General features: G+C 62.8%; 26 protein-coding genes, 1 tRNA gene and 1 riboswitch. Of the genes, 13 read left to right on the top strand and 14 right to left on the bottom strand.

All coding sequences use genetic code 11. From position 1 onward, the window contains the following. Nucleotides 1-66: 66 nt before the first annotated feature. Nucleotides 67-146: riboswitch (SAM riboswitch) on the bottom strand. Nucleotides 147-226: 80 nt separating this feature from the next. The 5 genes from RAD16_RS14855 (at nt 227) to RAD16_RS14835 (ending at nt 5479) form a co-directional block, all read left to right on the top strand. Then, the gene (locus RAD16_RS14855; RefSeq protein ID WP_458158630.1) at nt 227-1363 is read left to right on the top strand and encodes a 2'-deoxycytidine 5'-triphosphate deaminase; all 1137 of its coding nucleotides are present in this window, start codon (nt 227-229) and stop codon (nt 1361-1363) included. A gap of 104 nt (nt 1364-1467) precedes the next feature. Next, nucleotides 1468-1881 (top strand): PAS domain-containing protein, encoded by a 414-nt coding sequence (locus RAD16_RS14850; protein ID WP_458158629.1) that lies wholly within the window; start codon nt 1468-1470, stop codon nt 1879-1881. Between the two features lie 104 nt (nt 1882-1985). Further along, a complete protein-coding gene (locus tag RAD16_RS14845; protein WP_458158628.1) occupies nt 1986-3038 on the top strand; it encodes a hypothetical protein in 1053 nt (350 codons plus the stop codon). A 185-nt stretch (nt 3039-3223) separates the two neighbouring features. Then, on the top strand, nt 3224-4666 hold the full coding sequence (locus RAD16_RS14840; protein WP_458158627.1) for an MATE family efflux transporter: 1443 nt from the start codon (nt 3224-3226) through the stop codon (nt 4664-4666). A gap of 141 nt (nt 4667-4807) precedes the next feature. Continuing rightward, entirely contained in the window at nt 4808-5479 is a 672-nt protein-coding gene (locus tag RAD16_RS14835) for a hypothetical protein (RefSeq protein WP_458158626.1), read from the top strand. 100 nt (nt 5480-5579) lie between these two features. On the opposite strand, the gene RAD16_RS14830 is transcribed toward RAD16_RS14835, so the two are convergent. From RAD16_RS14830 to RAD16_RS14805, 6 genes are all read right to left on the bottom strand, one after another. After that, complete coding sequence (locus RAD16_RS14830; protein ID WP_458158625.1) at nt 5580-6086, bottom strand: hypothetical protein; 507 nt, start codon at nt 6084-6086, stop codon at nt 5580-5582. A 113-nt stretch (nt 6087-6199) separates the two neighbouring features. Continuing rightward, nucleotides 6200-6601, bottom strand: coding sequence for an SRPBCC family protein (locus RAD16_RS14825; RefSeq protein WP_458158624.1), 402 nt, complete (start codon nt 6599-6601; stop codon nt 6200-6202). A gap of 210 nt (nt 6602-6811) precedes the next feature. Further along, nucleotides 6812-7171 carry a VOC family protein gene (locus RAD16_RS14820; protein ID WP_458158623.1) on the bottom strand — a complete coding sequence of 120 codons (360 nt, stop codon included), beginning with the start codon at nt 7169-7171 and terminating at the stop codon, nt 6812-6814. A 134-nt stretch (nt 7172-7305) separates the two neighbouring features. After that, nucleotides 7306-7587 carry a hypothetical protein gene (locus RAD16_RS14815; RefSeq protein WP_458158622.1) on the bottom strand — a complete coding sequence of 94 codons (282 nt, stop codon included), beginning with the start codon at nt 7585-7587 and terminating at the stop codon, nt 7306-7308. Nucleotides 7588-7693: 106 nt separating this feature from the next. Further along, on the bottom strand, nt 7694-8533 hold the full coding sequence (locus RAD16_RS14810; protein ID WP_458158621.1) for a helix-turn-helix transcriptional regulator: 840 nt from the start codon (nt 8531-8533) through the stop codon (nt 7694-7696). A 10-nt stretch (nt 8534-8543) separates the two neighbouring features. Then, nucleotides 8544-9122 (bottom strand): methylated-DNA--[protein]-cysteine S-methyltransferase, encoded by a 579-nt coding sequence (locus tag RAD16_RS14805; protein WP_458158620.1) that lies wholly within the window; start codon nt 9120-9122, stop codon nt 8544-8546. A 172-nt stretch (nt 9123-9294) separates the two neighbouring features. Here RAD16_RS14805 and RAD16_RS14800 point away from each other — a divergent pair. Then, nucleotides 9295-9368: transfer RNA gene (locus RAD16_RS14800), tRNA-Gly, on the top strand. A 74-nt stretch (nt 9369-9442) separates the two neighbouring features. Here RAD16_RS14800 and RAD16_RS14795 read toward each other — a convergent pair. The 4 genes from RAD16_RS14795 to RAD16_RS14780 all read right to left on the bottom strand — a co-directional run bounded on the left by RAD16_RS14795 (nt 9443) and on the right by RAD16_RS14780 (nt 12130). Then, on the bottom strand, nt 9443-10696 hold the full coding sequence (locus RAD16_RS14795; RefSeq protein ID WP_458158619.1) for an integrase: 1254 nt from the start codon (nt 10694-10696) through the stop codon (nt 9443-9445). Beyond that, nucleotides 10665-10910, bottom strand: a complete 246-nt coding sequence (locus RAD16_RS14790; RefSeq protein ID WP_458158618.1) for a hypothetical protein — start codon at nt 10908-10910, stop codon at nt 10665-10667. The genes RAD16_RS14795 and RAD16_RS14790 overlap by 32 nt, the downstream gene beginning before the upstream one ends. Before the next feature lies 1 nt (nt 10911). Further along, a complete protein-coding gene (locus RAD16_RS14785) occupies nt 10912-11442 on the bottom strand; it encodes a hypothetical protein (protein ID WP_458158617.1) in 531 nt (176 codons plus the stop codon). A 259-nt stretch (nt 11443-11701) separates the two neighbouring features. Then, nucleotides 11702-12130 (bottom strand): hypothetical protein, encoded by a 429-nt coding sequence (locus tag RAD16_RS14780; protein ID WP_458158616.1) that lies wholly within the window; start codon nt 12128-12130, stop codon nt 11702-11704. Between the two features lie 687 nt (nt 12131-12817). Here RAD16_RS14780 and RAD16_RS14775 point away from each other — a divergent pair. Genes RAD16_RS14775 through RAD16_RS14760 form a run of 4 tightly spaced genes read left to right on the top strand, consistent with a single transcriptional unit; the run spans nt 12818 to nt 15427 of the window. Next, nucleotides 12818-13582, top strand: coding sequence for a hypothetical protein (locus RAD16_RS14775; RefSeq protein ID WP_458158615.1), 765 nt, complete (start codon nt 12818-12820; stop codon nt 13580-13582). A gap of 11 nt (nt 13583-13593) precedes the next feature. After that, complete coding sequence (locus RAD16_RS14770) at nt 13594-14214, top strand: hypothetical protein (RefSeq protein ID WP_458158614.1); 621 nt, start codon at nt 13594-13596, stop codon at nt 14212-14214. 3 nt (nt 14215-14217) lie between these two features. Beyond that, complete coding sequence (locus RAD16_RS14765; RefSeq protein WP_458158613.1) at nt 14218-14580, top strand: hypothetical protein; 363 nt, start codon at nt 14218-14220, stop codon at nt 14578-14580. Nucleotides 14581-14608: 28 nt separating this feature from the next. Further along, a complete protein-coding gene (locus RAD16_RS14760) occupies nt 14609-15427 on the top strand; it encodes an FRG domain-containing protein (protein WP_458158612.1) in 819 nt (272 codons plus the stop codon). A gap of 180 nt (nt 15428-15607) precedes the next feature. Here the strand turns inward: RAD16_RS14760 and RAD16_RS14755 are convergent, their stop codons facing one another. The 4 genes from RAD16_RS14755 to RAD16_RS14740 all read right to left on the bottom strand — a co-directional run bounded on the left by RAD16_RS14755 (nt 15608) and on the right by RAD16_RS14740 (nt 19925). Further along, the gene (locus RAD16_RS14755; protein ID WP_458158611.1) at nt 15608-16672 is read right to left on the bottom strand and encodes a phage major capsid protein; all 1065 of its coding nucleotides are present in this window, start codon (nt 16670-16672) and stop codon (nt 15608-15610) included. Between the two features lie 382 nt (nt 16673-17054). After that, nucleotides 17055-17342 (bottom strand): hypothetical protein, encoded by a 288-nt coding sequence (locus tag RAD16_RS14750; protein ID WP_458158610.1) that lies wholly within the window; start codon nt 17340-17342, stop codon nt 17055-17057. A 495-nt stretch (nt 17343-17837) separates the two neighbouring features. Next, entirely contained in the window at nt 17838-18521 is a 684-nt protein-coding gene (locus RAD16_RS14745; protein ID WP_458158609.1) for a helix-turn-helix domain-containing protein, read from the bottom strand. Nucleotides 18522-18932: 411 nt separating this feature from the next. Then, nucleotides 18933-19925: an alpha/beta fold hydrolase gene (locus RAD16_RS14740; RefSeq protein ID WP_458158608.1), complete on the bottom strand. Its 993-nt coding sequence runs from the start codon at nt 19923-19925 to the stop codon at nt 18933-18935. Between the two features lie 171 nt (nt 19926-20096). On the opposite strand from RAD16_RS14740, the gene RAD16_RS14735 reads away from it, so the two are divergent. From RAD16_RS14735 to RAD16_RS14725, 3 genes are read left to right on the top strand one after another with little or no spacing between them, the layout of a single operon-like run. After that, a complete protein-coding gene (locus RAD16_RS14735; RefSeq protein ID WP_458158607.1) occupies nt 20097-20678 on the top strand; it encodes a helix-turn-helix domain-containing protein in 582 nt (193 codons plus the stop codon). After that, the gene (locus RAD16_RS14730) at nt 20678-21190 is read left to right on the top strand and encodes a GNAT family N-acetyltransferase (RefSeq protein ID WP_326896326.1); all 513 of its coding nucleotides are present in this window, start codon (nt 20678-20680) and stop codon (nt 21188-21190) included. The genes RAD16_RS14735 and RAD16_RS14730 overlap by 1 nt, the downstream gene beginning before the upstream one ends. Nucleotides 21191-21192: 2 nt before the next feature. Continuing rightward, nucleotides 21193-21657 carry a GNAT family N-acetyltransferase gene (locus tag RAD16_RS14725; protein WP_458158830.1) on the top strand — a complete coding sequence of 155 codons (465 nt, stop codon included), beginning with the start codon at nt 21193-21195 and terminating at the stop codon, nt 21655-21657. The last annotated feature ends 5 nt before the right edge of the window (nt 21658-21662 follow it).

The following is a 21662-nucleotide window of genomic DNA, read 5'->3' as shown; positions in this document are numbered from 1 at the left end:
TCCGATATGACCGTCGAGCGAAAACGGTCACAAAAAAACCGGCCTGGATATATCCACGGGCCGGGATCACAGAGGTCCCCGGCCTGTTTAGCGACTTATTTAACGTGGCTGCAAGCCGGCCGGCTCAAATCACCACGGGATAAGTGATGCTCATATTCCGCAATGCCCTTTCCGTCAAGGCGTCCATCGGATAGCCGTAAAAGGCTAGTATTTCCCGCATGTCCGGATGTATTTGAGCCCTGATGAGGACCCCCGGTTGACGTTCACGGTCGCGCCCGACGCCAATGGTATCCTGCCCGACCGCATGATCGCGGCGATGGCGGAGGCGGGTCTCATCCTGCCCGCATACGATTTCGTCGAAAGCCAGATCCAGCCGGCCAGCCTCGATTTGCGCCTGGGCGACATCGCCTATCGCGTCCGCGCGAGCTTCCTGCCGGGGCCCGGCGCCACCGTTGCCGAGCGCATCGACGAGTTGAAGCTGCATGAGTTCAGCCTTGCCGACGGTGCGGTGCTGGAGACCAACTGCGTCTACATCGTGCCGCTGCTCGAGAGCCTGGCGCTGCCGCCGGAGATCGTCGCGGCCGCCAATCCGAAAAGCTCGACCGGACGTCTCGACGTTTTCACCCGCGTGATCGCCGACGGCACCCGCCGCTTCGACATGATCGGCGCTGGCTATCACGGTCCGCTCTACGCCGAGATCAGCCCGAAGACGTTTCCGGTGCTGGTGCGCGAGGGCTCGCGCCTGTCGCAGGTGCGCTTCCGCACCGGCGATGCCATCCTCACTGCCGATGAACTCGATACGCTGCATGGCACCGAGCGCCTCGTCGACGTCGACGATGCCGATCTCTCCGGCGGCGTTGCCGTGTCGGTCGACCTGTCGGGCGAGAAAGCCAACGGCTTCGTCGGCTATCGCGCCAAGCGCCACACCGGCGTCGTCGACGTCGATCGCCGCTCCGGCTATGCGGTGGAAGATTTTTGGGAGCCGATCTCGGCCCGTCCCGACGGCAGCCTGATCCTCGATCCCGGCGAGTTCTACATCCTCGCCTCGAAAGAGGCCGTGCAGGTGCCGCCCGATTACGCCGCGGAGATGGTGCCGTTCGATCCGCTGGTCGGCGAATTCCGCGTGCATTATGCCGGCTTCTTCGACCCCGGCTTCGGCTATGCCGGCGCGGGCGGGCTAGGATCGCGCGCGGTGCTCGAAGTGCGCTCGCGCGAAGTGCCGTTCATTCTCGAGCACGGCCAGATCGTCGGCCGCCTCGTCTACGAAAAAATGCTGGCGCGCCCCGATGCGATGTACGGCCAGCGCATCGGCTCGAACTACCAGGCGCAGGGCCTGAAGCTGAGCAAGCACTTTCGGGTGTAGCACGGTCTTGTAGCCCGGATGGAGCGAAGCGAAATCCGGGACACTTTCACTTGTGGCACGATCCCGGATTACGCTGCGCTCCATCCGGGCTACGAGGTGGTGTCATGACCGATCAATCCCAGCTCGACGCAAACATCCTCAACCACGTCGCGGACGCGCTGATCTATTCGGATTGCTCCGGCACGATCACGCGCTGGAATCGCGCATCGACCAACCTGTTCGGCTTTGACGCGGACGAGGCGCTCGGTCAGAATCTCGACCTGATCATTCCCGAACATCTGCGCGCCGCGCACTGGAAAGGCTTTGAGGCCGCACTTGCGAGCGGAACGATGAAGCTCGCGGGACGGCCGACGCTGACCCGCGCGCTGCACAAGAGCGGGCGCAAGCTCTACATCGAGATGACCTTCGCGCTGGTGCGTGATGCTGGCGGTAACGTGCTCGGATCGGTTGCGATGGCGCGCGATGTCACTGAGCGCGTCGAGCGCGAGCGCGCCGCGAAAGCTGCACAAAATTCGTGATGCGGAATTGGCGGGCCGCTGTGCAGGGCTCCCTGCATGCGCGTCATGTTGCCTGCTCCCTGGAGCAGTGACACACTCGATCAAAACAACGATCGGGAGCGAACATGACCGCCGCATCAGACCCCGCGCAGGAAGCGCAATGGAAGCGCTGGCGCGCGGTTGCCGACCTCTACCACGCCTATTTCACCGGCCTCATCCTCACCGTCGTCACGCGGCGCGGCACGGCGGATGCCGCCGAGTTCGTATTCCGCGTGTTTCGCAGGCAGCAGCAGGAGCGCTTCCTGCCCGGGCTGAGGAAGCTCGGGATCGATCATCTGCCGCCGGCGGTGGCGGCTGCGCAATATCACTACCTCTCCAACTGGATCGGCGGCGTGCATGTCGAATACATGTATGAGAGCGACACCAAGGCCTGGATCCGCTATCCGCCACCGCGCTGGATCTGGAAGGGCACCGCGATCTGCGGCGTGCCGGGCGAGGTCTCGCGCGCGATGCTGCGCGGCTGGCACGCCAACAACGGTGTCGCGCTCGGCGATCTCCGCCTGGCCTTCATCTGCACCAAGCAGAGCGTCGACGGCCAGGACGGGCTCGAAGGCTATTATCATCAATACGACCATCCGCTCGAGCTGGATCAGCGGCTGGTGTTCGCGCGGCATCTGGAGGCGCCGCTGTTCGATGCGAGGACAGCGCCGGCGCTGCCCGTCGCGAGCTGGCCAAAACCGCGGCTCGAAAAAGCCTATCGCAACTACGCGATGGAATATGTCCGCACCGCCGCACCTGTGATGGTGCAGCTGTTCGGTCCGGAAGATGCCGGCTACCTCCTGCACCTCACCGGCAAGCTGATCGGCATGCAGTATTTCGATGAGGTCGCAGCAGCGCTCGCGATGAGCCGCGGCGGCGCGAATGAATTCGCATCGTTCCTGAACGCGCTGTTCGCCGCGCAGGATGATGCGGCCGAGACCACGAAGTCCGAAGGCAGTTTTGAAATCCGCCAGCAGAGCTGGAAGCTGATGGACGATGTTTCCGACTATCACCGCGCCTGCGTCAGGGTGTTGGAAGGCTTGTTCGAAGGACTCGCTGCCGGATGCGGCCGGCATATCGGCGTACATCTGCGCCCGACGACGGCCGGCCGCCCGCCGCTGGTCTGGACAATCGGATAGACGGCCGAGAGAACCGCAATTCCACGGGCTGAAATGCGCTGCCGCAGGGCACGCCTGCAGCCATTGCAGGAGGAATCGCCGCGCGCCGTGCTAACAAGCCCCTGCTGCGCCCTGCGCGCGAACAAATTGATTGGCACACCTCATCATTGCCGCGCCGCGAATGGCGCCCGTGCCCGGGAGAGGAAATGTCCGACATCGCCGAAATCCCGGTCGATGAACAAGAGCGTCCGCTGCCACCGCCTCCGCGCCCCGTGCGGAGCGCGCTGACGGACGGGCCGATCCTGCGGACGCTGCTCGGGCTCGCCTGGCCCAACGTGGTCGCGCTGTCCGCCGGCACCTGTGTGGTGATCGCGGAGACTTCCTATATCGGCCGGCTCGGTGTCGAGGCGCTGGCCGCGATGGCGCTGGTGTTTCCGACAGTGATCCTGACCATGACGATGTCGGGCGGCGCCATGGGCGGCGCGGTGGCCTCCGCCATCGCACGCGCGCTCGGCGCCGGCGATCGCGAGCGCGCCGGCACGCTCGCCGCGCATGCGCTGCTGATCGGCATAACCTTCGGCCTCGTCTTCATGCTGGGCATGCTGATCTTCGGGCCCAAGGTACTCGAGATGCTCGGCGGCCGCGGCAACGTGCTGACCCATGCGATCGCCTACACGCAGGTGTTCTTCGGCGGCGCCGTGCTGCCCTGGCTGCTCAACACCATGGCGGGCGTGCTGCGCGGCACCGGCAACATGAAGCTGCCGTCGCTGCTGATCCTCAACTCCGCGGTCTGGCAGGTCCTGCTCGGCGGCACGCTCGGCCTCGGGCTCGGGCCGGTGCCGCAGCTCGGCATGCGCGGCGTCGCCGCCGGCGCGCTGATTGCTTACTCCATGAACATCTGCGTGATGGGCTGGTACCTGTTCTCCGGCCGTGCCCGTGTGGTGCCGAAGCTGCGCGGCCTGCGCATCCAATGGGTGATGTTCTTCGACATCCTCAAGGTCGGTGCCATCGCCTGCTTCTCGCCGCTGCAATCGGTGCTGACGATCTCGATCTTCACGCACATGCTGGCGAAGTTCGGCACCGCGATCCTCGCCGGCTATGGCATCGGCGCGCGGCTGGAATTCCTGCTGACATCGATCGCATTCTCGTTCGGCATCGCCTCGGTGCCGATGATCGGGATGGCGGTCGGCGCCGGCCGCATCGCGCGTGCGCGGCGCATTGCCTGGACCGCAGGAGCGAGCGCCTTCATCGCGGTCGGCGCGCCGGCCTGCCTTGTCGCGATGTTCCCCGACCTCTGGGTCAACATCTTCACCGACAGCGCGACGGTACGCGCGACCAGCCACCAATATCTGTCGACCGTTGCGCCGTTCTACGCCTTCATCGGCCTCGCCTCGACGATGTATTTCTCCTCGCAAGGCGCGGCCAAGGTGATCGGCCCGGTACTGGCGCAGACCGCGCGTCTGATCTACATCGCGGCGATCGGCTGGTGGCTGTCGACGCATGAGGCGACGGCGCAGAGCTTCTTCTGGCTCGCCGCAAGCTCGATGGTCGTGCTCGGCCTGCTCTCCTGCTCCAGCGTGGTGCTGACGCGCTGGGGGCCGCGCGAGAGCAAGGCCGCGATGAGACCGGCTCTGTCGGCAGCGGACTAGGCGCGCGCACTATTTTGTTTCTGAATATTTCCGTTCGCTGATTGGCAACACCGAGTAACCGGGTTGCTCTCTACCGAATGCTCCGCGCCAGCTCCTGGGGACAATTCTCGCCGCGAGTCCACCAGAAGCACGGAAGGTTACATGACCTCGATTTCGGCGCTCTCCACCCATCACCACACGTCACCATTGCAAAGACTGCAAGACGAACTGCAGGCGGAAGTCAGCTCCGGCGCGATCAGCTCGACCGATCAGTCGGCGTTGTCGTCCGCGCTCAGCGACATCGATTCCGCCCTGCAATCCGGCAAGACGAACGATCAGTCGAGCGGCACCCGGCTGTCGCCCGACGAGTTCTCCTCCAAGATCGACGATCTCATCCAGCAGGAAGTGTCGAACGGCAAGCTGACCGACCAGCAGGCCACCGAGCTGCAGGGCGTGTTCAAGGCGGCGTTCTCCCATGGTCCGGGTGGGCCGGGCGGCGCAGGCGGGCCGCCGCCGTCTGATGGCGCTTCGGCCAGTGGCACGGACAGTTCATCGAGCGGCAATCCGGTGGTGGATCTGCTGCAGCAATTCCTGCAGTCGCTGACGAGCTCGTCCACCGATTCGACCTCGTCCGGCACGACGGGATCAAGCGACACGACGACCGGGAGCAGCACGGATAGCTCGAAAAGCACCACGTCGGCGACGGAGCTGCTGCAACAATTTCTCCAATCGCTGAAAGACTCGTTCGCCGACCACACCTACGACGCGGGATCGACCGACGCTGCGACTGCAAACGCTTCGGTGTCCGGCGTCCTTCTCAACGACCGGGTCTGATAGCCCCGCATCACACCCCTGACCCGGTGCAACTATCCTTCGCGCCCCCGAAGGGTGGTTGCTGCGTTGCCGGAGGTGCCTGGCAATTTGCGCGCGCGATCTAACGATGCTTGTGGCGGCGATGGCCGCCGCCGACATTGGCGAGCCGCATCAGTTGCGGGATCATCGCCATCATGTCGCCGCCACCGGCGCCACCCAGCATGCCCATGATATCGCCGCCGCCCATGCCGCCGAATCCTGCCGGCATGGTGCCTCCGCCCATCGGCGTGTAGCCGCCGTAGTTCGGCGCCCCGAAACCCCCGCCAAAATTGCCGCCGCCGAGGCCACCAAGGCCTCCGCCGCCCATCATGCCGCCAAATCCGCCGCCGCCATTCTCCATCATGCGGCTCATCATCGGGCCCATGGTTTGCATCAGCATCGCGAAGCGGCGCTTGCCCATCTTCGCCTTCATCATCTCCAGCATCGGCGCCATCTGGGTCATCATGTCTTCGCCACCGGCACCACCACCGCCGAAGCCTGCGAACTGCGCCCGAGCCGGCGTGCTCGCGACCGAAAACAGCAGCAGCACGGCGGCCGCCTGGCAGATCACCTTGTCCGCACCTCTCATGGCATGCTCCTCGCGTGCGTGGCTTCGCCGGGGGAGCGGAGCCAACCGGACGCACGCGGCCATGGTTACGGCGGGGGAGGCGAGGGCTCTGTGAGAAAAATCACAGAGACCGATCAGGCCGCAGCAGGCGGAAAAGCCCTGTGTATGGCAGCCACGGCGTCCCCGGTTTGCCCCTGGACGTAAGGGGCGAGGTCGTTCGGCAGCATGTCGATGATCCAGACCAGACGGCACCTTGCCTCGCCCTCGGCGATCACCTGCACCGAGGCGCTGTAGTGCTTCAGCCGCTCGTTGTTGATCGCATAGACGAGGCGTTGCCGCGCGTCGTCGCTATCGATCAACACCTCGCGCGCCACCGAACCGTTGGCGAAGGTGACGATGCGCGCATCGCCGTCGAGCGTGCAGGCGGTGACGAAGCCCGGCACCAGCCGCAGATGCAGCGCGCCGAAATCGCGCACCGCGTCCCAGACGTCGCGGGCCGGGACGGGGAGAGGAATGTCGTTGTGGATGGAAGCCATGAAGGTGTCCTTGATTGTGTTCGGTCAATGTCACAAACACCGTCATTGCGAGCCAACGGGTCCGCGCTAAGCGCGGCCCCGATGACAGGCTCCGCGAAGCAATCCACGAATGTTTTCGCAGAGACAGTCTGGATTGCTTCGTCGCCAGCGCAAAATTGCTCTGCAATTTTGTCGCGGGCTCCTCGCAATGACGAAGTCAGCCGTTACGGCTCACACGCAAACCGCCTCGACATTGTTGCCATCGGGATCGATCAAAAACGCCGCGTAGTAGGTCGGGCTGTAATCCTTGCGCGGGCCGGCGCCGCCATTGTCGTGGCCGCCGCTCGTCAGCCCTGCGCTGTGGAATGCCTTGACCGCGTCGTGGTCCTTGGCGCGAAACGCGATATGCGCGCCGTCGGCCTTGCGTCCCTTGTTCAGATGCAGCCACAGCGCCGGCTCGCCCTTCGGCCCGAAACCGGCATAGCCGTCGCCGCTGGAGCACAGGACATAGCCGAGCGGCGCCAGCACGGCGGTGTAGAAGCGCGTGGCGGCGTCGAGATCGGCAACGCGCAGTCCGATGTGGTCATACATGGTCGTCTCCATTTCCAAAGCGCGCCGCAAGTGCCGCGCGCCGGAGACGACCCTAGTCAGTCGAGGGCAATCCGCTCTTGGAGAATCTTGCGCATCGCTCCGACATCCCGGTGAAGGTTGAGTCCCGGATCAGGCTAGATCGGATAACGCCATTTCAGAGCACGGCGGAGCAGCAGGATCACGATGAACAGGGCGACCACAATGGGCCAATAGGGCCATGGGATCGGCCCCTCGTGCCCAAGGTGAGCCATGTACAGGGAGAGGCCGAGCAGTGTCATGGTGAGGGCCGCGGTCGACCAGTACAGCGGTGATCGCGCGAGGCCGGCCGCGGCATATTCGGCAGCCTTCTCATGCGCACGCCTCATGCGGAAGTAGGCGAAGGCACAGAAGCCGATGATGAGGAGGACCCATTCCACGTTACGTCTAGCCACGCGCTCTGACTGGACGTTAGCGCAGTGCGCGGGGGGCTTCGATCTGTTCCGCCGCGTCTGGTCAACGATTGCTTAGCGGATCGCTGCCGCGTCAGTTGAGGGCCAGCCGTTCGCCGAAAATCCCGCGCTCGCCCTTCGAGGCCTGCCGGAATTTGGTCGGCGACACGCCGGCGGCGCGGTGGAAGGTGCGGACGAAGTTGGAGAGGTCGCCGAAGCCGACGTCGTAGGCGACGTCGGTGACCGCGATGTCGTCCTCTGTGAGGAGGCGCGCGGCGTGGCGCAGCCGCGAGCGCACCAGATATTGATGCGGGGTGACGCCGAGCACACTCGAGAACAGCCGCAGGAAATGGAACGGGCTGAGGCCCGCCTGCTTCGCGGCCTGTTCGAGGTCGACCTCGGCATGCGAATTGTCGTCGATCCACAGCGCGGCTTCGACGGCGCGGCGGCGGTCTCGCGCGGTCGGCGTGGCCGGCTTGCGCGCCTTGCCGGAGACGACGTCGATAAAACGGCCCGCAAGAATTTGGCCGATCTCGTCGAGACCCAAGTCGCTGTTGCCATCTGCTGCCGTCTGGGCCAGCTCGCCCAGCACCATCAGCTCGGGCAGCGGCGGTGTCGCGCCGACCTGCCAGATCCCGCGCGGTCCGCCGAGGGCGTCGACCAGGTTCTCGCTGAAGAAGAAGCCGAGGCAGACATCGCCCGAGACATGCTCATGCGTGCAGGTGTATTCGTCGCCGGGCGCGCCAACCAGCATCGAGCCCGCCACCAGTTCGAAGAAGCCGGCGCGGCAATGGCAGCCGAAACTGCCGGAACGGACATAGGCGATGGAATGGCCGCTGCGGCACTCCGCAAACGGCTTGTCGTCCGGTCCCGCATCGCAGCGAAACTCGGAGACGGTCATCGAGCGGGTCGTCAGCAGCGTGGTTGCATCCATGCCACCTTATCTAGGTGGAGGGCCTTGGCGGGGCAACGGGCAGCAGCACCTCGAACAACGTCTTGCTGGCAACCGGCTGGGCGCCCTCCAGCGACAACAATCGCCGCTTGGAGATCACTCCGCCATAGGGCGAGATCCGGTCGGCGTAATTGCCGGCCTCTAGCACCCGGTGGCAGGGCACGATCAGCATGTAGGGATTCTTCGCGATCGCCTGCGCCACCGAATGTGTGGCGCCGGAAGCGCCCAGCGCCCGGGCGATCTCGTGATAGGTGCGCGTCTCCCCGCGCGGGATCGAGCAGGTGTATTCGTAGACCCGCCGGTTGAAGGCCAGCACGCCGCCGGCATCCAGGCTGACCTCGGAAAAATCGGGATCATTGCCCTGCAACAGGCCGACGATGCCCTCGATCGCCAGTTCGGCGTTCGCGATAGGGCGCTGCTCGCGCGCCTCGGGATGGGCCTGGAAAATCCGGCGGCGGGTGTCGATCTCCCGCGCCTCCGGCAATTGCACAGCCACGACGCCGGTACTGCTCCAGATAATGCCGCAGCGCCCTATCGCCGTGTCGAATATCGTATAGCCACGCCCCACCATGCACACGCCCCACTCAGTGCACGTTCTCCCCCGACAAATGATCATAACACTGCCACAATCCGGCGCACCTGGAATCTTACTGAAGTGTTAAGAAGCGTTCGGCCGGGGGCGCCAAACCGCTTGGCGGGACGCGCCGTCTCGGCTAATCAGAACGGGCGCGACCAGCGCATCCGCGGGCGTAGTTCAATGGTAGAACGGCAGCTTCCCAAGCTGCATACGAGGGTTCGATTCCCTTCGCCCGCTCCAAAATTCGCAAGCGATTTCATCGAATTGCCGCTCTACTATTGATCTCTCCGTTCCCACGTTCCCCAACGCGTTCCCTAGTTTCCGTTCTCGTCCTGTTTGCGGTCACGGTGCAGCAGACGAAGCTCTGCAACGTGTCGTGATTTTCCAGTCGTGCCGCGAACGTAGCGGCGTGTTGTCGACTGCTGAGTGTGTCCGGCCGACGACTGGATTTCCTCGATCGGCGCCAACGCGTCATCCGCTTCCGAAATTGCGCCAGCTCGCGCATGCATGTTCTTCACCTCGTCGGGAATTCCAGCGGATCGTGCGATCACGCGCCATTCCCTGGCATAGGCGTCTTCCGCATAGGGCCGGCCGCTGTTCTCGTCGATGATCAGGGGACCAACCCGCCTGTCGGCTGGAAACAGCGGCAACACCTGCAGCACGAGAGGGCAGAGTTTCAGATCCGCTACGACCGTTGCGCCGGTCTTGGTGGTGTCTTTCTTGATCACCATTGAGGCAGGAATGTCGGTCCACGTCAGACCGTTCACCCACCGATTGCCATTGAGCACGATTCCAGCGTCACGCGGCCCATCTGTGATGGGCTCCCATTCGCCGATAACATCCTTCTGGCGCATCATCGTTTCGAACTGCAGCGCTGTGCCCAGCGCTAGCGAAATCCTGCCAGCCTCGATCGCTGCAGGAATGAACGCCTCGACGTGATGCAGCTCGAGCTTCAATCGAGATCGAGCGCCGCCTTTGAAACGCATCTTGGACAAAATCCCATGCAGCCGCTCGCAATGCGGTAACTCGGCCGCGGCGCCGAACGTCACCATCTGCCGCAGCAGCTTGATGATCTTTACGGCGCGATCGATACGCTCTTTTCCGCCAGGCTTTTTGGGTTGCTTCGCGGCCTCGTACCACCGCTTGAAATCGGTATTACCGAGCGAGGCGAGCGAGCGCGCTCCGAACGCGCTCTCGATCGTCTTCAGAATGCGGGTCTCACGATCACGCCAATTCCATTTGTGCTCGAGGAAGGGACTGGCCGGATCCGTCTGATAGCGACGGCTGAGAGCGAGAATGGTCCCATCGAAGTGAGGAAAGGCGCGCTTGTGCCCGCTAGCCCACGCCTTCATTTCAGCGTCTAGGCGCTGACACGCAGCTTCGATCGATCGATGATCAGCGGGGTCGTGAAGGTCGTAATGCAGACGGACCAGGCGAGGGGCGTAACCCGCTTTGGCAATGTCGGCGCGAGCGACCCAATAAAGCCGCTCGGCTTTCTTGCCTCGCGGCTTTAGACCAGGCGCATTGAGGCCATGTTTACTTGAGGGCATCGAGATCTTCTCCTCCATCAGGTTGAGAGACCTCGAGGATAGACAACCCGTAGCGCCTGTTCCACCACGCTAGAACGGCCGGCCAGTATCGGCCGCCCATGACCGGATCAATTCGCGGCAGGCCATCGCGCTCGAGAATGATGGCTTTCGCCGCCCAAGCTTTTGGATCCTGGCTGAGGCGCCGTGCGATTTCGGCTTCGCACGGGAAGAGTCCACCGCGGACACGGGCCATTTCAGACCTCTCCGCGCTCAACCAGCATGGCGAACTGCTCGGCAACTCCCTTGACGATGAAGTCGAGCAATAGAACGATCGCGCCTTCCTTACGTGCTGAGCCGGCTACGCTGGCCGATCCGTTCGGAAAGAACACTTGCTCGAGAGGCGTTTTTCGATCGACACGCACGACGGCAGCGGTGCCGTCACCGTAGACACAAAGCGCCGTTAGGGCGCCGGCGCCGTAGAGCTCACCTGGTCCGCGTTCGTAGCCTGGTGCCTCGAGAGAATTCGAGCGATCCGAAAAAGTCCAAGCTGCATTGCAAGCAGCTTTAGGACTCATGCCCAACTCAACGAGTCTCGCTGCGATCGCCATTTGCAGAACGCGCCGTGCAGAGAGCAGCGCCGTCGCTCCTCGTCCGCTCGCAGGCCGATCCTTGTCCCTCCTGTTGAGCAGAAGCCATCGCTTCTTTACCCAGGACTGTGCAGTGAAGAGGTTCACATTAGCGATCTCGGCGCCGACCGAAGTCGGCACCAGCGGTGCGTCAAACATGCTGAACGTCCAGTGCTTGAATTTGGAAACGCTTCGCGCCTACCCTTGACTCGGTCTATTCCGAGAGGGATGCGCCGAAGCCTTGTGCGGCTTGCGTTCGAGAGCCCTGACGACCTTGGCCGCCCCGATCCTCTCGATTTCACTACGTCGACGATGGAATCAGTAGTGAAGCGCTTCGCACTTGGTACGACGATCCTAACCAAATTACAAGCACCGCCGGGGAGCGGTCCCCGGCGGCGGCAACACTCCTTGTGTTCTACTACACCAGTGAAATCGTCTCGATACCGGGCAGCAGCTCGACGCCGCTGGATGCGGCAATATTCTCGAGCAACCGGCGATGCGAGCGCGCGCCAGCATCGGCCGCCTCCACCGCCGCGGCATCCGTCCACAGTTCAGTGTTGGCCAGCGCGCAAAGCCTAGCCTGCAGGACGATGTCGTCAATCGTTCGCGGCTGGCAGCTCATGATCCGAGCCTGCAGATCGAACAGCTCTGTATTCAGCGCATCCCATCCGGCCAGCTCGGGATCATCGACGGCCTCGAGCTCGTCGAGACGCCTCTGCTCGCGCCAGCGACCGTAGAAATCAGCGAACCTCGCGGCCAGGTCATAAGGGATGCCATTGCTGGACGTTGCCGCGATCGACGGCGTGGCAATGAGGGGCAGGGCAGCAGTTGAACTCAACGCAGACATAACGCTTCTCCGATTGACTAAGGGCTGTTTCCCGTCGGCCGACGCAGGGGGCGCTACCTGTGCCGGCTCCGAACAGGCAGAAACCTGTTCGCGCCGGGAACAGGTTTTCACCAGCGTTGCCGGGTGGGCGGAAAACTGTTCGCACAGGGAACGGTTTTCGCCAGCACTCTGTACGGGAAAGAATTGTGCGCTTTGAGCACAATTCTTTTGAGCGGTCGGAGGCGGAAACATCGGTCGTTCAAGCGTCATGATTGGTCACTCTCGGAAATAGCGGCTTTCTAGGGCCGTTGCCGGTGGCGGACCGGCAGCCGGGAGCTAGAAACCAGCCGAGAGACTGGCGGCGGCGCTTTTAAGGGTTGCCCCTCTGGACATGGCGCGGCCCTCCCGGCCATAATGGCCAGGTCGAGGCGCACGCCAATGCGCCGTTGCGTTCAGTCGCGATCCATCCGACGCCAATCGGACGGCATGCTGACCAGGCATGGGGCGGCTATATCTCGGTCCGGGTTTCTAGGCCCAACGGACAGCCTCACTGATTTGCAGCCGATTGCCAAGCCCCTCCGGGGCGGCTTTCGCGCGTCTCCTCCCCTGTGAATAGGCGGGATAAGCACGTAGCTTCCCCGCAGCTCGCGCTGTGCGTGTCACTATTCCGGCTCAGGCGAATCAGCAGGCAGTGCTGGGGGAAATAAGTTGGATAGAGCCGCAAAGTATAAAGAGGATTTTTCGAAGCTGAAACGCGATGGCAACCTAATGCTTCGCGCGTTGCAAAACGAGCACAATGCGGAGAAGCTTCAAGGTGAGGAAAAAAAACAGCTTCCTGATGTGAGGCAGACCTATCAGGCTTGGTATTCCGAGGCGCTCGCCTGCGTCAAACAGCTTGTGCCAGATCGTGTCGAGGACTTCGTGAGCTACTACAAGCCTTTGAGGGAAAGAAAAAGCCTTCAGAGCGGAAACTACACTATGCACGACTACCTCTTTGGCCGGACTGTTTTGCGTCCCGATCACACTTACAAAGTTCCGGTTCACGCCGCGGTCTCGGCGTTCTACCAGCAGTTGAACATAATCGAGGGCTTGGAAAAGCGCTTTGAGTCAACCCTCTTCGACATAAAGACTCTGGTCCATGCTGATGTACTGGATGATGAGCTTAGCGCGGCGGAAGAGCTCAACAAAAAAGGATTTCATCGCGGGGCGGGAGCGGTTGCTGGTGTCGTGCTCGAAGCACATCTCAGCGCGGTCTGCGATGCCCACAAGATCACTTCCGCAAAGAGCGCAACTATATCCCCCTTGAACGACGCACTCAAAAAGGCCGACGTGATTGACACCGTTACCTGGCGGTTCATTCAGCACTTGGGGGATATTCGCAACAAGTGCGATCACAAAGGCAAAGAGCCGACAAAGGATGAAGTCAGTGAGCTAGTTCAGGGCGTTCGGAAGATTAGCAAGACCGTTTTTTGAGAGCTTGTCACATGGAATACCTGAAGCTCCTGGTCGACCTAGCAAAAGCAGTGGCCTGGCCTATCGCTGTCTTCGCGCTGGGGTTTATGTTCAGATCTGATGTTCGCGAGCTCTTCCCAAGGCTAAAAAAAGCCGGTCCGACTGGCCTCGAATTTGATCCCGCTCGCCAGGTGCTCGCAGCACCATCGAAAGAGTTGAAGGATCTGCCGGGCTTTCCCGAGCGCTCGCCCGCGATTGCAAAGGTTGAGACGAGCCTGCACGCCGAACTCGAATTGATGGACCCGGATAAGCGCATCGACATATTGATCCGGCACCTTGCAGTCGCTCGCCTCGCTTGGGTTTTCGAGCAAATATACCGCACTCTTTTCGGCAGCCAGATACGCGCTATTAGGGCGCTGCACAGTGAGGGAGGTAAAACGTCCCGCGCTGAGTCGGCCAAATACTTCGATCAGGTGAAATCCGAATTTCCTCAGTTTTACGAGAAGAACACGTTTGATGAATGGATTCGGTATCCGATCAGCGCTGGCCTAGTCACATCGACGGGCGACGAAATCGCGATCACCGACCTCGGCCAAGAATTCCTGAGATACATTGATGAAAAGGGGCTCTCAGAGAGCACCAAGTCTTATTGACCAATGAAAACGCCTGCCAATCGCGCCGCCCTAGCGACCTCGCCAGCCGAGCTCACCGCCCTTGAGGTCGCCTTTGCTGGCCGCGTCACGATCGGCGTACCAGAACTGGCCGCCCTGCTACCGATGCATCGAGAAACGATCGCGCGGCACATTGCTGCCGGCAACCTAGTCGGCCGGCTGAAAGGGCTCGGCCGCACCAGGCGTCACCACGTTTTCACTATCGACGACGTCTCGCGGTTTATGCGGCGGATAACAGACGAGGCGCGCAGTTTGACGCCGGCACCAGACATTGCCGGCAATTTTGCCATTCGGTTAGATCGCGGGATCATAATGAGGGTGATTCCACCGAAGCGCCGGCGCAACTGACAATGGCGCAGATATTGAGGAGGTGAATTTGGAAGTAGCCATCAAGTGGGAAGAATTCAAGAAACAAGCCAGTCTGCTGATGATAGACGCTCGCGATGACGGCGCGAAGATACTGTTCCGAGGCCACGCATCGAGCAATTGGTCCCTCCAGACAACGCTAGATAGAAGCTCGCATAGCAGCAGTTTGCTGGGATACTATAACCTCGCGTTGCGCGTAAAATCGGAGGTTGAGGCTTTCACTGCGCTTAGATGGGATAGCGCTCCGGATCTCGGCGAGGTCACGCAGCTGTTTTCTAATTATGAATCGTTTTCCAGGGCCATGACGTTCGGGAATCTTCCTCACTACCCGTACCTGGCCTATCTTCGTCATCACGGCTTCCCTTCGCCGTTGTTGGATTGGAGCACATCACCGTACGTCGCGGCATTCTTCGCGTTTCGCGATAATGACGCCGACGCCGAGAATGCGGCCATCTTTGCGTATCGTGAGCGTGACGCCAGCGGGATGAAAATTGGCGGAGGCCATGAGCCTGCAATCACCGTCCTCGGTCCCTATGTCGCCGGACCTCGACGACACTTTCTGCAGCGCTCACAATATACCGTCTGCAACATATGGGAGTCTGAGCGAAACCAAGCGTATTTTTACGATCACTCAGCCGTCTGCCGACCCTTTGATCCCAACAAAAAGTTTCAACAGGATATCATCTACAAGTTTGTCTTGCCTCGAACCGAGCGCGACAAAATTCTCGCCGAATTGCAGGACTATAATCTGAATGCATATACTCTTTTTGGATCCGAGGAGGGCCTGATGGAGGCACTCTCTGTTCGCGAGGAGCTGAATAGTCGCTGATCGGCGATGCTAGCCACCCGCGCATGTCTGGGAATAAGGGGGCGACCTTTGTTCCGAGAAAAGGTCGCCCCACTTAGGCCAGCCTTGAATCCTTGAACCTGCATCCTCATCGGGGCGGGCAGGATTCTTTTCGTTGTTCGCCGGGCTGCGGCAGCGTCAATGCTAGCCCCGAATTACAAGCTAAAGGCCGGCGCCGGCAGCAAATGCGCCGTGGACAAACGCGGCCGGCCGCTTCACCGCCATCGCGAGCCGCTCCTCGGCGCGAACCGTGAGCATGTTCTTGATGAAGTTGTCGCGGTCTTCCGAGCTGACGAGCACCTCGGCGTCCAGTCGATCGAAGATCTGCGCGCCGTCGAGGAAGGCGCCGACCAGGAATTCGCCCGCGGCCATCGCCGGCGTTCCGACAACCGGTCGGCCCCAAATCGTCGTGATCGGCGGTCCGAACGGCCCGCCGCCGATGTAACGATCCTCGCCGTCCTTAATGATCTTCAGCGACTCGAGGTCGTTGTTGTTCATCACGATGCCGGTGGCCGGCAGCAGCGCTACCTCGCTCTGCGCGATCGCATGCGCAAGCGTATCAAACGCCGTGTCACCCGTGCCATTGCGACTGGTTTCGTAAGCTGTCGCCTGGGGGATAATGCCGAAGATGTGCTGGCCGGCCCCGCTTCCGAGCAACAGCTCTTCCTCCTCCTTGACGCTGAGGCCGTAGCGCAGCTCGCCGTCGATCGTCGACTGCAACATCGGCGCGTCATCCATCGCCTGGCGAGACACGGGCACCCAATGCGCGATCGTGCGCACCGGCGCGTCAGCTTCGATCCAGGCAAGCACCGATTCGGGTTTCTGCGCGCCCTCGGTCACGACAGCAGCATTGTTCGTGCGCGTGCTCTGCCGCACGTAGTTGACGCTGTTGCTGCTCGTCGTACCTGGCGCGATCAGTCCGCGAATCGTCAGCCGGCGCTTTGGCAATCCGACGATCTCGCTGCGCCGATCGGGCGCGATCATCCCGCCGGCTGACGTGCTGGCGGAGGTGATAGCCTGCACAACCGCAGAGATATTCCCGCGGCCGGCCGAGCCGCCGAAATTCTTGAAGGCCTCGGAGCGAACAAAAATCTCGCCCGGCGACTCGCTCGCACCGCCACCGAAGCGACCGCCGCGACCGGCGTCGGCCAGGAGCTGTTCGACATCGCGGTTTCGGGTCTCGAGCTCCGCGACGCGCCTCTGAGTCTCGCTGACCTGGTTGCGCATTTCGCCTGTGATGCGGCTCAGCTCGTCAGAGACCTGGTTGAGGACGCGCTGAACGGGATCGGCTTCGTTCCTCGGAAAGCCGACGATCGCCCGCGGCTGGTTGACCGCGAGTGCGGCAATGGCAACGTGCGGCATCGCACGCCGCGAGTTCACGCGAATGGTAGTCATGATGCGCTCCTTTCGAGCGGTTTGATGATCTCGCGCTGAGACAAGCTTGCGCCGACCTCGGGCGAGGTGATGTTGGTTTGGAGAAACGTCCGGTTTACCCGGTCCCAGCGCCTGGCATGGGCTTCGACAGCGTCGCGCGTGTCGGGCTTTAGCCGTCGACTCGAAAGTGCGACGGCTGAGGCGCGAGCAAGCTCGATTATTTTTCTAAACGCTGTCAATTGAAATTTTGACGGCGCTGCGCGTCGTCTGTTAGCAGCTCGCGCTCGAACGCGTCGGCAGCATCGCGTAGGCGATAAACTACGGCCGCGCCGCCCTCCGATCGAGCAGCACGCACCAGAGCGGCGGCGAGCATGGATTGCTCTGCCATTTCGGCCGGCACGCCAACAGCGACCAGGTCGTCGACATGGCGATGCCAGACGCGAGCAAGGTTCTGCTCAACGGTGGTAGGATTGGTTGCAAGCATGCTGGCAACGGTGCGATTCGTGTTTTCAGACTTCGACATCGGGATTTTCTCCGGTGGGGGGTAAGGGGTTTCGTTTTGCCGCGCTACGCGATGCCCAATTCAGTCGCGACCAATCCGATCTTTGCGCTTTCGCCTGTGCGTCGCGGCACGGGTCACTGCAAAACCGCTGCGGCCGTCCGCGCCGGCGGACAACTTCGAACGGCTTCCCACAGACGTCGCACGGCGATAGCTGGGAAAGCGGCAGCGAGAGCTGCGGGAAAATATTCGTTCGATCGAGGGCTTCGATCGCGGTCGACATCGGATCGTCGCCTGCAAGGCTCTGATTTGACTCAGGATTTTTTTGATAGGTCACGGTGATGATCTGTTGGAGGTCGGAAAAATCAGTCCAGGCAGGAAAAAAACCTGCGAATGAGTGAGCAGCCGGTCTCAGCGCCAGGACTCTGGCGACTTTTGATCCACCCTCCCCCTAGGGCGATCGAGGCTCGAAACTGCTGACGATTTGTCAGCGGTTTCCGTCGCTGGCTTGCCGCGCGGTCAAGGCGGCGGCCTTGCCAGGCGCACTGACGCGGCGAAGCTAGCAAGAGCGGCATCGTCGAGCTCACCGCGACGCTGTAGCGTGGTTAGCCTGGCGCGCTGCGCATCACTCAGCTCGCCTAGGATTAGCCAACCTTCAGATCCCAGCCGCTGAGCTATGCGGTTCTGGATGACCTCCGTCGCCTCGCACTTCCCCTGGAAAGCCCGCAGACGCTCGTCGGCGCAACTCGCAGTTTTCCGCGCTGGAGGTTCTATTGGATGTTCTATTGAAGGTTTATGCCGCACAGCTGTGCGGTACGGTGACCGGGCCTGGTGCGGTACGGTCGCCGGGCCTGGTGCGGCATGGCGAGGCTTCGTCGCAGGCTCGTTTGTAGGCTCCGACCGTGCCGCAGATTGCGGCTCGGACATTTCTGCAACACCCATCGCCAGGTAGTATTTCCTGCCGTCCCACTGGCCGCGGCCGCCGGGCCGAGTCTCGACTCGGACCAGGCCGAGCTTAACGAGCGACTTAAGGCGCCGCTGGACGGTGTCGACGCTTTGCTCAGTATCCCTGGCGAGGGTCTCCTGGGTGGGCCAGCAAACGCCGTCAGGGCCGGCGTAGTTCGCCAAGGCGTACAGGGTTATCTTGTTTGAAGCTGAGCCGGTCACCTGCTTTGCAGCCCATGCAGTGGCCTGCCAGCTCATGAGGGATCGTCCTCGCGTCCCGAGCGACAGATCGGCTCGAGCAATTCAGCCAAGAAGCGCGCGCGAACAGTCGGGCGAGTAGCGCGCCACACAGCACGTAGCGTCCGCAGCTCGTCGGCCGAGCCGCTAGCCCTCAGCATTCCGTCACGGATGCGCTGCCGCACGACCGGATCTGCCATGCGCGACTTGGTCGCCTCGGCGATCCTGGCTCGCTCTGCAGGATCTCTGAGCTGCTCGCGCCTGGTCGCGGCTATTTTGGTGCAAGTTTCCTGGCTGTGCTTCCAGCCGCCGGGCTTAGTCACGTCGTTCTCCGCTCAATAGCGCGGGGAACGCGGTCGAGTTAGATCAACAGCTTAGCTTGGCTTCCCAAGCTGCATACGAGGGTTCGATTCCCTTCGCCCGCTCCAATCGCTATTTCGACAGGCTTCGCAGAAACTCCACGATCGCCGCGTTCACCTCGGCCGGTCGCTCCTGCTGCGTCCAGTGTCCGCAGCCCGGCAGCATTTTGATCTCGCGGAGCTGCGGCACCCATTGCTGCATGTTGGCGATCTGCTCGGCGGCGCCGGGGAAGGCGATGACCATGTCGTGGTCGCCGGCGATGTAGAGCGAGGGCACGATCACCTTCACGCCCTCGAAGGCCCCCATCAGCTCCCAGTTGCGATCGATGTTGCGGTAGTAGTTGAGCGGCCCGCGGAAGCCGCTGCGGGCAAATTCGGCGCCGTAATAATCGAGATCGGCGGCGTTGAGCCATGACGGCAGCGGCACCTGCACCTTCGGCAGCATGCCGTCCTTGCGCGAGACCATGCCGACGCCGACGGTCCTGCCGGCGCGCTCGGCATTGGCGCGGATCGCCGCGGCCCCTTCGCCGGAACCGCCGTAGAGCATGGCAGCCAACGTCGCACGCGGATCGCGTTCGAACTCGGCTTCGGCTGCGCCCGGCTCCTGGAAATACAACTGATAGAACTGCGCATCCGCCGTCTGCGGCATGACACTGGTCGGCCGCGCCTCGCTCCGTGGGCGATAGGGGACGCTGAGAATGGCGGCGGCGCGAAAGCGATCGGGCCGCAGGCGCGCCGTGTGCCAGGCGATTGTCGCCCCCCAATCGTGGCCGACAATGACCGCGTCCTTCGCCTCGAAGGCATCGAGCACGCCGACGAGATCGCCGACCATGTGGAAGATCGTGTACTGGTCGATCGCCTCGGGCTTGTCGCTCTTGCCGTAGCCGCGCATGTCGGGCGCGACGGCGTGATAACCGGCCGCGGCCAGCGCCTCGAGCTGGTGGCGCCAGGAGTACCAGCCTTCCGGAAAGCCGTGGCAGAGCAGCACCATCGGGCCGTTGCCCTGCTCGGCGATGTTGAGGCTGATGCCGTTGGCCTTGATCGTCCGCTGCGTCGGCTCGCTCATATCATCGCCTCCCGGTGCATTGTCGTTTGGCGCATCCTAGACGTTGCTGCCCGGCGCGCAAAGATTCCAATATATTAGCCCCTTGGTCCCGGCACGCGCCGCTCCTCCGGCCTAAGCTCCTCTCGCCCGGCGGATGCGGTCCATGTGTCGGGCGATGTTCGGATAGAGGCCATGGACCAGCAAAAACTCGACCGTGCGATCGGTCGCCGCTTGAAGACCTTGAGGACGCAGGCCGGCATGACGTTGAACGAACTTGCAGCGCGCTCCGGCGTCAGCCGGGCCATGATCGGGCGGGTGGAGCGGGCGCAGAGCAGTGCGACGGCGGCGCTGCTCAACAAGCTCTGCGCGGCGCTCGACGTCACCCTCAGCGACGTCGTTGCGCTGTCGGAGAAGCCGCCGGAGCGCTTGATGCGGCTTGCCGACCAGCCGCATTGGCGCGATCCCGACAGCGGCTACCGCCGGCGTCACGCCTCGCCGCCGGATGCGGCAAGTGGCATCGAGATCATCGTCGTCGACCTGCCGGGCGGCGCGCGCGTTTCCTACAGCCCCTGGGGCCGCAACGCCTTCACCCAGCAGCTCCTGATGCTGGAGGGGGCGGTCTGCGTGCATATCGACGCCAAGACGGTGCGCCTGCGTGACGGCGACTGTCTCGATTTCGACGTGATGCGCGCGGTGACCTTCGAGAACGAAACCAAGCAGGACGCCCGCTACGTCATCATCACGCGGCGCGGCACCTCTTACGGGAAAATGTGATGTCGCTGATCGTACGGGATGCAACGCTTGAGGATGCCGGGGATATCCTCGCCATCTACAATTTCGCGGCCATCAACACCACGGCGGTCTGGACCGACGGCCCGGCCGACCTCGCCTCGCGCCGCGAGTGGATCCGCGCGCGGCAGGAGGCCGGCTATCCCGTGCTGGTCGCGATGAAGGGCAGGGACGTGGTCGGCTTCGCCTCGTTCGGCGATTTCCGTCCCTTTCCCGGCTACCGCCACACCGTGGAGAATTCCGTCTATGTCGACGAGCGGCATCATCGCGCAGGCATCGGCCGCAGCCTGATGGCCACGCTGATCGAGCGCGCCACGGAGCTCAACAAGCACGCCATGATCGCCGGGATCGAGGCCCTCAATGCCGGCTCGATCCGCCTGCACGCCTCGCTCGGCTTCACCGAGGTCGCGCGCATGCCGGAGGTCGGCTGCAAGTTCGGCCGCTGGCTCGATCTCGTCTTCATGCAGAAGCAGCTTGCAAGTGACGTGAGGCCGTGACGATGCAGATCCGCACCGGCGATACCTTTGATCCACGCGTGGTCGCATTGCTCGACCACCACGTCGCGGCGGCGCGGGCGCAGACCGCTCCGGGCAGCGCGCATGCGCTCGATCTCGCCGGCCTGCGCGCCAGCGACGTCGCATTCTGGACCGGTTGGGACGGCGAGACGCTGGTTGCCACCGGCGCGCTGAAGGCGCTCTCGGCCGACCATGGCGAGGTGAAGTCGATGCACACGCTGCAGACTACGCGGCGGCGCGGCTTTGGCGGCCTGATGCTCCGCCACATCATTGCCGAGGCCCGCAGGCGCGACATCAAGCGGCTGAGCCTCGAGACCGGCTCGTGGGACTATTTCAAGCCCGCGCATGCGCTGTACCAGGCCCACGGCTTCGTGCTCTGCGCCCCGTTCGAGGGCTATGCCGAGGACCCCAACAGCCTGTTCCTGACACTTGATCTAAGCAGCGGCTAAGTCGC

The sequence above is a fragment of the Bradyrhizobium sp. 18BD genome (assembly GCF_054185225.1).
This window is presented reverse-complemented; position numbering and strand designations above follow the sequence as displayed.